General features: G+C 69.0%; 10 protein-coding genes. 5 read left to right on the forward strand and 5 right to left on the reverse strand.

Annotation, left to right across the window (positions count from 1 at the left end):
* Positions 1 to 76: 76 nt before the first annotated feature.
* The gene (gene thiC / locus OG406_RS20615) at positions 77 to 1,897 is read left to right on the forward strand and encodes a phosphomethylpyrimidine synthase ThiC (RefSeq protein WP_329187094.1); all 1,821 of its coding nucleotides are present in this window, start codon (positions 77 to 79) and stop codon (positions 1,895 to 1,897) included.
* Positions 1,898 to 1,985: 88 nt separating this feature from the next.
* Here thiC and OG406_RS20620 read toward each other — a convergent pair whose 3' ends face one another.
* Complete coding sequence (locus tag OG406_RS20620) at positions 1,986 to 2,381, reverse strand: VOC family protein (protein ID WP_267051319.1); 396 nt, start codon at positions 2,379 to 2,381, stop codon at positions 1,986 to 1,988.
* Positions 2,378 to 2,740: a DUF1801 domain-containing protein gene (locus OG406_RS20625; RefSeq protein WP_329187095.1), complete on the reverse strand. Its 363-nt coding sequence runs from the start codon at positions 2,738 to 2,740 to the stop codon at positions 2,378 to 2,380. Before OG406_RS20625 ends, OG406_RS20620 begins: the two co-directional genes overlap by 4 nt.
* Positions 2,741 to 2,921: 181 nt before the next feature.
* Here OG406_RS20625 and OG406_RS20630 point away from each other — a divergent pair, with 181 nt between their 5' ends.
* Positions 2,922 to 3,809 (forward strand): LysR family transcriptional regulator, encoded by an 888-nt coding sequence (locus tag OG406_RS20630; RefSeq protein WP_329187097.1) that lies wholly within the window; start codon positions 2,922 to 2,924, stop codon positions 3,807 to 3,809.
* Positions 3,810 to 3,947: 138 nt separating this feature from the next.
* Positions 3,948 to 5,495 (forward strand): VWA domain-containing protein, encoded by a 1,548-nt coding sequence (locus OG406_RS20635; RefSeq protein ID WP_329187099.1) that lies wholly within the window; start codon positions 3,948 to 3,950, stop codon positions 5,493 to 5,495.
* Between the two features lie 114 nt (positions 5,496 to 5,609).
* Here the strand turns inward: OG406_RS20635 and OG406_RS20640 are convergent, their stop codons facing one another.
* The 3 genes from OG406_RS20640 to OG406_RS20650 form a co-directional block, all read right to left on the reverse strand.
* Positions 5,610 to 6,473 (reverse strand): hypothetical protein, encoded by an 864-nt coding sequence (locus OG406_RS20640; RefSeq protein ID WP_164372673.1) that lies wholly within the window; start codon positions 6,471 to 6,473, stop codon positions 5,610 to 5,612.
* A gap of 180 nt (positions 6,474 to 6,653) precedes the next feature.
* The gene (locus OG406_RS20645; RefSeq protein ID WP_323179414.1) at positions 6,654 to 7,805 is read right to left on the reverse strand and encodes a metallophosphoesterase; all 1,152 of its coding nucleotides are present in this window, start codon (positions 7,803 to 7,805) and stop codon (positions 6,654 to 6,656) included.
* Positions 7,806 to 8,006: 201 nt separating this feature from the next.
* On the reverse strand, positions 8,007 to 9,119 hold the full coding sequence (locus OG406_RS20650) for a LacI family DNA-binding transcriptional regulator (RefSeq protein WP_267051315.1): 1,113 nt from the start codon (positions 9,117 to 9,119) through the stop codon (positions 8,007 to 8,009).
* Between the two features lie 468 nt (positions 9,120 to 9,587).
* Here OG406_RS20650 and hisC point away from each other — a divergent pair, with 468 nt between their 5' ends.
* Together hisC and OG406_RS20660 are read left to right on the forward strand one after the other, a co-directional pair.
* A complete protein-coding gene (gene hisC / locus OG406_RS20655; protein WP_081218289.1) occupies positions 9,588 to 10,664 on the forward strand; it encodes a histidinol-phosphate transaminase in 1,077 nt (358 codons plus the stop codon).
* Between the two features lie 480 nt (positions 10,665 to 11,144).
* The gene (locus OG406_RS20660) at positions 11,145 to 12,653 is read left to right on the forward strand and encodes a cytochrome ubiquinol oxidase subunit I (protein ID WP_266615059.1); all 1,509 of its coding nucleotides are present in this window, start codon (positions 11,145 to 11,147) and stop codon (positions 12,651 to 12,653) included.
* Positions 12,654 to 12,670 lie beyond the last annotated feature (17 nt).

The raw sequence follows: 12,670 nt of genomic DNA on the forward strand, positions 1-12,670 counted from the left end.
AACATCGGCGAACGGAAGCCGCTGCGTCGACCGCCGAACCTGTTACCGGGTAATGCCGGCGTAGGGAGTAGGTCTCATGACCAACAAGGACGTACGCACGCCTGCCTCCAGCCAGACGGACGGCACTTCGTCGCCGTCTCCGGACGATGAGGCCGGGAAGTCCATCGGCTGGCACAAGGCGTACGTCGGGGGTACGCGTCCCGATCTGCGCGTGCCGGTCCGTCAGGTGCACCTGACCAATGGGCAGTCCGTGACGCTGTACGACACCTCCGGCCCGTACACCGATCCGGGCATCGACACGGATGTCCGCCGGGGACTGGCGCCGCTGCGGGAGAACTGGATCATCGCGCGCGGCGACACCGAGGAGTACGCGGGCCGTCCCGTCCGCCCGGAGGACGACGGGATCAAGCACACGTCGCCGCGCGGCGGTCTGCGCAACCTCGACGCCGTCTTCCCGGGGAGGCCGCGTCAGCCCCGACGGGGGCGTTCCGGGCAGGCGGTCACGCAACTCGCGTACGCCCGCCGCGGTGAGGTCACCCCGGAGATGGAGTTCGTCGCCCTCCGGGAGAACGTCGAACCGGAGGTCGTGCGCGAGGAGATCGCCGCCGGCCGGGCGGTACTGCCGGTGAACGTCAACCACCCCGAGATCGAGCCGATGATCATCGGCAAGCGGTTCCTGGTGAAGGTGAACGCCAACATCGGCAACTCCGCGGTCACTTCCTCCATCGAGGAGGAGGTCGAGAAGATGACCTGGGCGACCCACTGGGGCGCCGATACTGTCATGGACCTGTCTACCGGACGGAACATCCACACCACCCGTGAGTGGGTGCTGCGCAACTCCCCCGTTCCCATCGGAACCGTGCCGCTCTACCAGGCGTTGGAGAAGGTCGACGGCCGTGCCGAGGAGCTCACCTGGGAGATCTACAAGGACACGGTCATCGAGCAGGCCGAGCAGGGCGTGGACTACATGACGGTCCACGCGGGTGTCCGCCTGGCGTATGTGCCGCTCACCGCGAACCGCAAGACCGGCATCGTCTCGCGCGGTGGTTCGATCATGGCGGCCTGGTGCCTCGCACACCACCAGGAGTCGTTCCTGTACGAGAACTTCGAGGAACTCTGCGAGATCCTCGCCGCGTACGACGTCACCTACTCGCTCGGCGACGGTCTGCGGCCCGGCTCCATCGCGGACGCCAACGACGCAGCGCAGTTCGCGGAGTTGAGGACGCTCGGGGAACTCAACACGATCGCGAAGCGTTTCCATGTACAGACGATGATCGAAGGCCCGGGACATGTCCCGATGCACAAGATCAAGGAGAACATCGACCTTCAGCAGGAGATCTGTGATGAAGCTCCGTTCTATACGCTCGGCCCGCTGACCACGGACGTCGCGCCCGCGTACGACCACATCACCTCCGGCATCGGTGCCGCCATGATCGCCTGGTGGGGCACGGCCATGCTCTGCTACGTGACGCCCAAGGAGCACCTGGGGCTGCCCAACCGTGACGACGTCAAGACCGGCGTCATCACCTACAAGATCGCCGCCCATGCGGCCGATCTCGCCAAGGGCCACCCCCGTGCGCAGGACTGGGACGACGCGCTGTCCGATGCCCGCTTCGAGTTCCGGTGGGAGGACCAGTTCAATCTGGCCCTCGATCCGGACACGGCGCGGGAGTTCCACGACGAGACTCTTCCGGCCGAGCCGGCCAAGACCGCCCACTTCTGCTCGATGTGCGGACCGAAGTTCTGCTCGATGAAGATCAGCCAGAGCATCAACGAACGGTTCGGTGGCGACAAGGCTGCGGGTGCTTCGGAGGCGGAGATCTCCGAGGGCATGCTCCAGAAGTCCCGGGAGTTCGCGGAGGCGGGCAACCGCGTCTATCTGCCCCTGGCCGACTGACCTGCTCCGCGGGTCGCGGTCCGGGGAGCCGAACCCCCGGGCCGTGGCCGGCGGGCAGCCGAGAGGCAGTCGGTGCGGGGCCGTTCGGTCATGCCGGGGCGTCCTGCGGATACCAGCGCAGTTCCACGGTGTTGCCGTCCGGGTCGCGGACATAGAGCGAGGTGGCCGTGCCCCGGGCGCCGAAGCGCGGGGCGGGTCCGTCGAGGACGGTGAAGGTGCCGGCGGCGACCACCTCGTCCCAGTCCAGCGGTTCCACCGCCAGACAGATGTGGTCGACGTTCGCCTCCCCTCGGGCGCCGGCGACCAGGTCGATGATGGTCTCCTCGGTGACCCGCACCGACGGGAACGGGGCCTGACCGATCCGCCACTCGGCGACGCGGACCGGTTCCAGACCCAGGACGCCGATGTAGAAGTCCAGGGAACGCTCGACGTCTTCGACGGTGAGCACCAGGTGGTCGAAGGCCTTCACGCGGACGGAGCTCATGACGCCTCCAGTGCCACGGCGCGGCGGAGCCACTCGGCGAACAGGGCCGGGTCGATCTCGTCGACCCGGCTGAGCTTCACGGAGGCCATCCGGCGGGAACCGGCCACCAGCCGCCCCGAGGGGTCGGCCAGATCCTGACCGCGCCAGAGACCGAAGGTGACGTAGGACGTATAGGCCCTGAGCAGGCAGACCGGCGTCCGGCCGGGTCTGTCGCCGAGGCTCCACGTGGGGTGTCCGTGCCACAGGGCGCCGGAAGCCTCGGGGAGGGCGGAGTCGATGACGGGGCGGATCTTGTCGGCGATCTCGCGCAGCGGACCGTCGAGGTTGTCCAGGTAGGAGGTGATGTCCGAGGCAGTCATGCGGTTCCCGTTCAGGAGGGAGCATCTGGGAGGGGCTCGTCGAAGGGTGAGGAGACAAGAGCCTGGCCGGGATTGTCCCGAAAGGCCGTGGTGATGCCTTCTACGATCCGCCGTGCGGCAGCCGCCATCAAGGCAGGATCGGTGTGCGACCGTTGAGCGAGATTTAACGCCGGGAGGAATCGTGCTGGAGCGGCAGGAGATCGAGACCTTCCTGGCACTGGCCGAGGAGCTGCACTTCGGCCGCACCGCCGAGCGATTGCTGATCACGACCGGACGCGTCAGTCAGGTGATCAAGAAGGTCGAGCGCCAGGTGGGCGGCACGCTGTTCGAACGTAACAGCCGCTCGGTCCGGCTCACCCCCATCGGACGCCGGCTGGCCGACGACCTGGTGCCCCTGGTCGCGGCGATGGACGAGGCGCTGCGGCGGGCAAAGGACGCCAGCCGCGGGGTCTCCGGGGAATTGCGCGTCGCCTTCCTCGGCGAGTGGACGGCACCGGCACTGCTCAGAGCCGTCGCGCTGTTCGGGGAGCGCCACCCGGACTGTCGTGTCGATGTGCGAGAGGTCCAGCTGGCCAACTCGCGGGCCAGCCTGGTGGACGGCTCGATCGACCTCCTGCTCGCGTCGTACCCCTTCGACGGGATGGCCTGCGGGCCCGCGCTGCTGCGGGAGAGACGCGTCCTCGCCGTGGCCGCCGATCATCCGCTCGCCTGCGAGAAGGGTGTGTCCGTCGAAGTGCTCGCGGAGTACCCCGTCGTGCAGTACCCGCACGTGACCTCGGCGGGGTTCAAGCGGGACCGCACGCCGGACCGTACTCCGTCGGGCAGACCTGTTCCGAAGGGTCCGGTCGGCGAGTCGTTCTCGGAGATGTTGACCCTCGTCGCGATGGGGCGGGGCGTTCTACCGGTGGGGGACCACTCCCGGCAGTACTACCCCCGGCCCGATGTCGCCTACGTGCCCCTGCTTGACGCGCCGCCGATCGAGAGGGGGCTGATCTGGAGTGAGGCCAACACCACGGAGCGGTTGCGCGCGTTCGTCCGGGCTGCGACGGACGCGACCGGCTCCGTCTGAGGCGGGTCCCGTTCCGAGCGGACGCGGCCGGGGCCGGCGTCGCCGCTCCCGGCGGAGACGGGCCGAAGGATGAAGGCGCGTGCACCTAGTTGTGTATCGGGCGGGCCCGGTGCGCGGTTCTCTGGGCAGACTGGGCGCATGACAGCGACATCCATGAGCAAGGGCGGCAACCTTCCCGTCGCCGTCGACGCGGTGCAGGTCGAGCTCGGCTGGTCCGGAGGTCCCGGCGCGCCGGACGCCGATGCCTCGGTGCTGCTGCTCGGCGCCGACGGGCGGGTGAGGGACGACGGTGACTTCGTCTTCTACAACCAGCCTCAGCACGCCTCGGGTGCCGTGCGTCATCTGGGCAAGCGGCGGGACGGCGGCGCCACGACGGACACCGTCGGAGTGGATCTGGCGTCCCTGGAACCGGGGATCGAGCGGGTCGTCCTCGGTGCTTCGGCCGACGGGGGCACCTTCGGCGGGCTGTCCGGTCTGCGGCTTCGGCTGCTCGACGCCGGGACGGGCAGGGAACTGGCGTTGTTCGAGATGGAGGCCACGACGGAGACGGCGTTCATCGGTGGTGAGCTGTACCGGCGGGCCGGTCAGTGGAAGTTCCGCGCGGTGGGTCAGGGGTACGCGTCCGGACTCGCGGGTCTGGCAACCGACTTCGGGATCAGTGTGGACGAGGAACCGGACGCCACCGGGACGCCGGCGTCCTCGACGCCCACGTCAGCCCCCACGCCCGCCCCGGTGTTCCCGCCGGCTCCCGCGGCTCCGGCACCTCCGCCGACCGCCGTGACCTGGCCCGCGTCGGCAGCCGGGGCGGCCGCCCCGGCTCCGCCCGTCGGCTCGCCGTACGGGAGCGCGCCCTCGCCGTCCGCCCCTCGCGTGCCGCCCCGCCCGCCGGTGGCACCGGCCCCGGCCGGTGCCTCCGCTCCGCGGCTGGTCAAGGGCGAGGAGCAGTTGCCGGTGGACATGCGCAAGCGGCTCTCGCTGAGGAAGGAGCAGGTGGCGGTCAGCCTGCGCAAGCACGGGGCGGAGGGGGTGACGGCGCGCGTCATCCTGGTTCTGGATGCCTCCGGGTCCATGTCCTTCCTGTACTCGAAGGGGGTCGTGGCCGATGTCGTGGAGCGGATGGCCGCGGTGGCCGCGCAGCTCGACGACGACGGAGAGATGCAGGCGTGGACGTTCGCCTCGAATCCGGCCCGGCTGCCGGACCTCGCGCTGGGGGAGTTGCCGGAGTGGCTGCAGCACCATGTCCGGGTCGGTGAACTGACGCTGTTCCGCCGCAAGAAGCCACGCAAGGGTCTGTTGCCGGGCCAGGTGGACATGCGCGCGGTGGGGATCCAGAACGAGGAGCAGAAGGTGATCGCGGAGGTGCGGTCGTACGTCCGTGACCACCCCGCCGCCGCCCCCACCCTGGTGCTCTTCTTCTCCGACGGCGGCGTCTACCGCAACAAGGAGATCGAGACCGAGCTGCGGGAGGCGGTCGACGAGCCGGTCTTCTGGCAGTTCGTGGGGTTGGGGCGTTCCAACTACGGAGTGCTGGAGCGGTTCGACACCCTGCCGGGCCGGCGCGTCGACAACGTGGGCTTCTTCGCCGTCGACGACATCAGCGACGTACCCGACGCGGAGCTCTACGACCGGCTGCTGTCCGAGTTTCCTTCGTGGATGCGCGAGGCCCGGCGGCTCGGCATCCTCTGAGAGGACGTGGCGGGGCGGCCGGGGGCCGGCCGTCACCCGCCCGGGGCAGCCTTGTGGGCCCGCGCGCCTGCGCGGGCCCGTTCTCCCGTGGTTCCGGCCGTCGACCGTCCGGAATCACTCGGGCTGGTGTTCGGGCCCCCCGAAGTCCGGGCTCGAGAAGTCCGGGCTGGAGAAGCTCGGGCGCGGACCGGCCGCCGGTCCGCCGTCGGGGCTGCTGAACCCCGGCCGGTCGTAACCCAGATGCGGCATGCGGCTGGGCGCCGGTGCGGCGCGGTCCAGGGCCACCGAGCCCGGATCCGCGAGGGCCTCCCGGAAGAACGGCAGGATGCCGCGCTCCAGCAGGGCGTCGTGCCAGGCGTCCCTGGCCCGGGCGACCTGTTCGGTCACCTCGCCGCCCGCTCCCGCGAGGAGCGAGGACGAACTGTTGCGCAGGGCCGTCAGCAGCAGTCCGGCCGCGGCGACGAGGATCGCCGCCGCGGTGACCGCGCCGAAGACCCATCCGGTGGTGAGCAGGGTCTGGGCGATGGCCGGCTCGGGGTTGAGCATCTTGAGGATGTAGCCCACGAGCAGGAATATCACCGCGGCTGTCCCGGCGAGGACGGGGGCGAGCACCGCGACGACGGCGATGGCGCCGGCACCCGCGGTCTCGGTGACCTCCCCCACGGTGGCGGCGAGTCCCATCGCTCCGGCGCCGGGTTCCGGAGAGCCGGCCTCCTCGCTCACGACGGGGGTGGACGCCACCGGGCGGCGCATTTCCTCGCGGGCCTTCACGTAGTGCGCGTACTCGTCCGCCGCGGCCGTCGTGATGAGGGCGGTGGCGTTGAGCGCCATCGTGCGCAGTTGTTCGAGATTGAGCCGCTGGCCGACAGCGGCGAGTTCCGGGCGGTGTGGTGCGGAGCGCAGCGCCTCATCGAGGATCCGCTCGAAATCCTGGCGGTCCTCGCTCAGCAGGTGCTGCGGAACGCTGTTCATCTGCATCCCCCGATGCTCCGTAGGGCTGATGGCTCGCACGCTGACGAGCCGTTGGGCAGAAACGGAGGGGAGCCTGCTACGGATAAGCCGATGGTAGAGCGGTGACGGCACGCCGTGACAGGGGGTTTCCAGAAATTGGCCCCTGGCCGACGCGCTCCACCCGGGGGACGCCTGCCCGCTGAACGGTCAGATATCCAGCGGAAGTTGCTGAACCAGTAGCTTTCCGGCCATGGTCACTCCGCCGTCCATCGCGATGGCGAGTCCGTCGGCGTAGAGGTGCGGCCCCTCGACCACGGGGCCCGTGCTGTCCTCGCCCTCTTCCGTGCCGACCTCGCCCAGGAGGTACGGAATGGGGCTGTGACCGTGGACGATGCGTGTGCCGCCGTAGGTGCCGAGCAGTTCGCGGACGGCTTCGGAGCCGCCGTCGTCGCGGAAGGCGAAGCGCTTGGTGAGCTTGCGGAACACGTCCCAGCACTCGTCGGCGTCGTTGCGGGTGAGGGTTTCGCGGACGGTGTCGTTGACCGCTTCGATCGAGTCGCCGTAGTCGAGGTAGGCGGTCGTGTCGGAGTGCACCAGCAGGTGTCCGTCGACGAGTTCCATGGCGTCGAGGCGGGCCATCCACTGGAGGTGGTGGTCCTGGAGGCGGTCCATGTCCGTCTTCTGGCCGCCGTTGAGCAGCCAGGCGGCCTGGAAGGTGGCGGTGCCCGCGCCGGAGTTGACGGGGGTGTCCGCGAACCGCTTGGCGCCGAGCAGGAGCAGCTCGTGGTTGCCCATGAGCGCCTTGCAGTAGCCGCCGGCCGCGGCCGCCTCGGCGGAGAGCCTCATCACGAGGTCGATCACGCCGATGCCGTCCGGGCCGCGGTCGGTGAAGTCGCCGAGGAACCACAGACGCGCGGTGCCCGCGGACCAGTTGCCCGCGGCGTCGAGGAGACCCTGCTCCTGGAGCGCGGCGACGAGTTGGTCGAGGTAGCCGTGCACGTCGCCGACGACGTACAGCGGCCCGGGGCCCTCTTCGGGTGCCGGGGCGGCCGCCGGGTCGACGGAGACCTGAACCGTGTCACCTCGGTTGATGACCGGCAGATCGCGCTGTGTGGGCGTGTATCCCTCGGGGAATTCTCCCGGGAGCTCGCCCGGGAAGTCCTCGGTGGAGTCCATGACCGCGTACGGCGTGGCCTCTCCCGACGGGTACAGCCCGGACTGCCCGACGGGTCCGGCGCCCTCGCCCTGAGGCGTGTTCTGCGCGTACGGACCGGTCTCGTGGACGTAAGCGGGAACCCGGAAGTCGCGCAACGTCGCCGTCCGCATCACCTCGGGTCCCTGACCGGCCCCCTGAGTCATCGACCCCTCCACCACCATCGCGCCGCATCTGCACCTGTTCGGACTGCCTGGTCGCAGCGGCCCGCGGTGTCGTCCGCCCATCATAGGAATGCGGATCGCGCCATGTGATGACCCAGGGGTGGTGAATCGGAACAGGAGGCCGGTCCACCGTGGTTTTCGCCCGAATTGGGCGGGGGTTTCCCCGCCCTTGCCGCTTCGGGGTCAGCCCTCTTCGGGTGATCGGGGCGGGCTGACCGTCGTCCGGGGCGGCCTGCGCTGCGACGAGGTCCGCACGATGAGCTCCGTCGGTATCACCTGCTCGACCGGTTGGTCCGATTCGACCCCCTCGATGGCGTCGATCAGCAGCTGGACGACGGCTGTGCCGATTCTGCGCGGTTTGAGGGAGAGCGTGGTGATGGGCGGCTCGGTGCTGGCGTAGACCGTGGACTCGCTGCAGCACACCAGGAGCAGGTCTTCGGGTACGCGCAGGCCGTAGCGGCGGGCGGCGGCCAGCAGGTCGGTGCCGTTCGGGTCGAAGAGACCGTAGACGGCGTCGGGGCGGTCGGGTCGCGCGAGGAGGCGGTCGGCGGCGACGGCTCCCGCGCACGGATCGTGCGCCGGATAGGCCTCGTAGACCGGATCCTGGCCCACGCGCTCGCACCAGCGCAGGTAGGCGGTCGTCGAGAGGTGGGTGTACGTGTCCGTGGTGGTGCCGGTGAGCAGGCCGATGCGGCGCGCGCCGGCGGCGGCCAGGTGGTCGAGGATGCCGAGGACGGCGGCCTCGTGGTCGTTGTCCACCCAGGCGGTGACCGGGAGCGCCCCGGCCGGGCGGCCGTCGGAGACGACGGGTAAGCCCTGGCGGACCAGCTCGCTGACGACGGGGTCCTGGTCGGACGGGTCGATGACCACGGTTCCGTCCAGGGCCACGTTCGACCACACGTCGTGGCGGGAGGTCGCGGGGAGGATGACCAGGGCGTATCCCCGCGCGAGTGCCGCCGAGGTGGCGGCTCTCGCCATCTCGGCGAAGTACGCGAACTCGGTGAAGGTGAAAGGTTCATCCCCGTAGGTGGTCACGGTCAGGCCGATCAGGCCGGACTTGCCGGTACGGAGGGTTCGGGCCGCCGCGGACGGGCGATAACCCAGTCGGTCGGCGACCTCGCGGACATGGCGTCGGGTGGCGTCCGGGAGCCGGCCCTTGCCGTTGAGGGCATCGGACACGGTCGTGATGGAGACCCCCGCGGCCGCGGCCACGTCTCTGATACCCGCCCGGCCCGGCCGACCGCCGCGGCGGGTGGTCTCCGCCCGGCTCACCTGGTGCTTCCCTGCTGCTGTCATGGCGAGCCGATAGTAGGGCTCATGCGGTGGGGTAGTGCGGACGCATATGCACGCGTTGACAGGCACGTTTCTGCATGGTCAAAAACCGCTAACTGCCTTGGAAAAAAAGGTAGTTGAACGATCCAATGCCAGTACGTGACTTGTCGACGCGCATGGGCCTGCCAAGTGGGCCATGTTTCGAAGAGGTCTCAACTCACCTGTACGAGGGATGCGCGCCACGGCGCGGGCCACCGGCGCATGTGATGAACGCCGACGCGCCCCCCTATTCGTGCACCTTCGTACACGGATGCCCGGCCGTTCGGACGGCATCCCCGGGCGCTGCCCCTTCCCGCGTGGATCACTGCGGGGGAGGCCACACGGTGCCCGGTTGTCCACAGGCCATTCGCACAGGAGCCGAATCCTCATAAGGTGAGAAGCATTGGTAGCCGGTGGCGGTCTGAGCCGCTGGTGGTCACGAGGAGGACTGCGGTGAGCGAGACGAGCCCCAAGCTGCGTGCCGAGCTGGCGGGGATCCCCACCTACAAGCCCGGCAAGCCCGCCGCGACCGGTGCCGTGGCCTACAAGCTGTCCTCCAACGAGAACCCGTATCCGCCGCTGCCCGGTGTCATCGAGAGCGTCACCGCCGCGGCCGACTCGTTCAACCGCTACCCGGACATGGCGTGCACCGGGCTGATGAACGAGCTGGCGGACCGTTTTGCCGTCCCGGTCTCCCACCTCGCGACGGGCACCGGTTCGGTCGGTGTCGCGCAGCAGCTGCTGCAGGCCACGAGCGGTCCGGGCGACGAGGTCATCTACGCGTGGCGCTCCTTCGAGGCGTACCCGATCATCACGCAGATCTCCGGCGCGACCTCGGTGAAGGTGCCGCTCACGCCGGACGAGGTGCACGACCTGGATGCGATGGCCGACGCGATCACGGACCGGACCCGGCTGATCTTCCTCTGCAACCCGAACAACCCGACGGGCACCGTGGTGCGCCGGGCCGAGCTGGAGCGCTTCCTCGACCGGGTGCCGAGCGATGTGCTGGTCGTGCTGGACGAGGCGTACCGCGAGTTCATCCGGGACGTCGAGGTGCCGGACGGCGTGGCGATCTACCGCGACCGGCCGAACGTCTGCGTGCTGCGCACCTTCTCCAAGGCCTACGGTCTGGCCGGCCTCCGGGTCGGCTTCGCGATCGCCCATGAGCCGGTGGCGGCCGCGCTGCGCAAGACGGCCGTGCCGTTCGGCGTGAGTCAGCTGGCGCAGGACGCCGCAGTGGCGAGCCTGCGCGCCGAGGACGAACTGCTCGGCCGGGTCGGCTCCCTCGTCTCCGAGCGCAGCCGGGTGGTCGACACCCTGCGCGGCCAGGGATGGACGGTTCCCGAGACGCACGCCAACTTCGTGTGGCTGCGCCTGGGGGAGCGGACGGTCGACTTCGCGGCCCACTGCGAGCAGGCGGGTGTCGTCGTGCGTCCGTTCGCGGGCGAGGGCGTCCGTGTGACCATCGGCGAGACCGAGGCGAACGACATCTTCGTCAAGGCGTGCGAGGCGTTCCGCCAGGAGCTGTAGTCGTCGGTCATAGCGGCGGGGACGGTAACGGCGGGTGCCGATACCGTCCCCGCCGCGTTCTCCTGCCTGCTGCCTGCTGCCTGCTGCCTGCTGCCTGCTGCCCGCTGCCCGTCGTCCTCGTCCCCGCATCCGCATCCGTCTCCTCCGGGGAGCGGTCCGTCTCGCCCGGTCGCACGGCCCGGGATCGTTCCGGGCCGGCCCGGTTCTGTCCGGTGTCGGGGCGGATACGGCGTGTGCGGGATCTTCGGTAGTTAGGTCCCGGTCCGTGCCCGGTCCGTGTGCCGATCCGTCGGGGCGATCACCGTCGTCGCCGCCGCTCCCCCTGAGGGACCCCCCACGTGTCAAGGCTCGAACGGGCATGCGTCATAATTGCTTGTGAATGTGAACGCGTTCACAAACGTGTCCTGGTTGCTCCCGTGATGTCCGTGACAAAGCGGGCAAACTGCCGCTGTGACCACGGTGACGTAAGGAGACTGCGACGTGGAATTGGCTCTGGCGCCGGAAACTTTGGCGCGATGGCAGTTCGGTATCACCACCGTCTACCACTTCCTCTTCGTCCCCCTGACGATCTCGCTCGCCGCGCTCACCGCCGGCCTGCAGACGGCCTGGGTACGGACGGAGAACGAGAAGTACCTCAGGGCGACCAAGTTCTGGGGCAAGCTCTTCCTGATCAACATCGCGATGGGCGTCGTCACCGGCATCGTGCAGGAGTTCCAGTTCGGCATGAACTGGTCCGACTACTCACGCTTCGTGGGCGACATCTTCGGCGCGCCGCTGGCCTTCGAGGCCCTGATCGCCTTCTTCTTCGAGTCGACGTTCATCGGGCTGTGGATCTTCGGCTGGGACAAGCTCCCGAAGAAGATCCACCTGGCCTGCATCTGGATGGTCTCGATCGGCACGATCCTGTCGGCGTACTTCATCCTCGCGGCCAACTCGTGGATGCAGCACCCCGTCGGCTACCGGATCAACAAGGCGAAGGGGCGCGCGGAGCTCACCGACTTCTGGCACGTGCTGACCCAGAACACCGCGCTGACCCAGGCCTTCCACACCCTCACGGCGTCCTTCCTGACCGGTGGCGCCTTCATGGTGGGCATCGCCGCCTTCCATCTGGCCCGCAAGAAGCACATCGGCGTCATGAAGACGTCGCTGCGGCTCGGCCTCGTCACCGTCGTCATCGCCGGCCTGCTCACGGCGGTCAGCGGGGACCTGCTCGGCAAGGTCATGTTCAAGCAGCAGCCGATGAAGATGGCCGCCGCGGAAGCGCTGTGGGACGGCCAGAACTCGGCACCGTTCTCGATCTTCGCCTACGGAGACGTGAGCAAGGGCCACAACTCCGTCGAGCTCTCCGTCCCGGGGATACTGTCCTTCCTCGCCGACGACAACTTCAACTCGTACGTCCCGGGCATCAACGACACCAACAAGGCCGAGCAGCAGAAGTACGGGCCCGGCGACTACCGGCCCATCATCCCGGTCACCTTCTGGGCGTTCCGCTGGATGATCGGCTTCGGTATGGCGTCCTTCGTGATCGGCCTGTTCGGACTCTGGGTGACCCGCAAGAAATTCATGCTGCCCCAGCATCTGAGGGTCGGTGACGACGAGGTGCCGCATATCGTCCTCTTCAAGAGCAAGGCACTCGGCCCGAAGCTGACCACCTGGGCCTGGCGCATCGCCATCTGGACCCTCGGCTTCCCGCTGATCGCCAACTCCTGGGGATGGATCTTCACGGAGATGGGTCGTCAGCCCTGGGTGGTGTACGGCGTTCTGCAGACCCGGAACGCGGTCTCCCCCACCGTCTCGCAGGGCGAGGTCCTCACGTCGATGATCGTCTTCACGACGCTCTACGCGATCCTCGCCGTCATCGAGGTGAAGCTGCTCGTGAAGTACGTCAAGGCAGGGCCGCCCGAGCTGACGGACGCCGACCTCAACCCGCCCACCAAGATCGGCGGCGACTCCCATGACGCCGACAAGCCGATGGCCTTCTCCTACTAGGCCCAGGGAGCTGCTGA

The sequence above is a fragment of the Streptomyces sp. NBC_01428 genome (assembly GCF_036231965.1).
GTDB lineage: Bacteria > Actinomycetota > Actinomycetes > Streptomycetales > Streptomycetaceae > Streptomyces.

Coding starts and splice junctions, on each gene's coding strand:
- thiC (WP_329187094.1), top strand. CDS start 77: ATGACCAACAAGGACGTACGCACGCCTGCCTCCAGCCAGACGGACGGC.
- OG406_RS20620 (WP_267051319.1), bottom strand. CDS start 2,381: ATGAGCTCCGTCCGCGTGAAGGCCTTCGACCACCTGGTGCTCACCGTC.
- OG406_RS20625 (WP_329187095.1), bottom strand. CDS start 2,740: ATGACTGCCTCGGACATCACCTCCTACCTGGACAACCTCGACGGTCCG.
- OG406_RS20635 (WP_329187099.1), top strand. CDS start 3,948: ATGACAGCGACATCCATGAGCAAGGGCGGCAACCTTCCCGTCGCCGTC.
- OG406_RS20640 (WP_164372673.1), bottom strand. CDS start 6,473: ATGCAGATGAACAGCGTTCCGCAGCACCTGCTGAGCGAGGACCGCCAG.
- OG406_RS20645 (WP_323179414.1), bottom strand. CDS start 7,805: ATGACTCAGGGGGCCGGTCAGGGACCCGAGGTGATGCGGACGGCGACG.
- OG406_RS20650 (WP_267051315.1), bottom strand. CDS start 9,119: ATGACAGCAGCAGGGAAGCACCAGGTGAGCCGGGCGGAGACCACCCGC.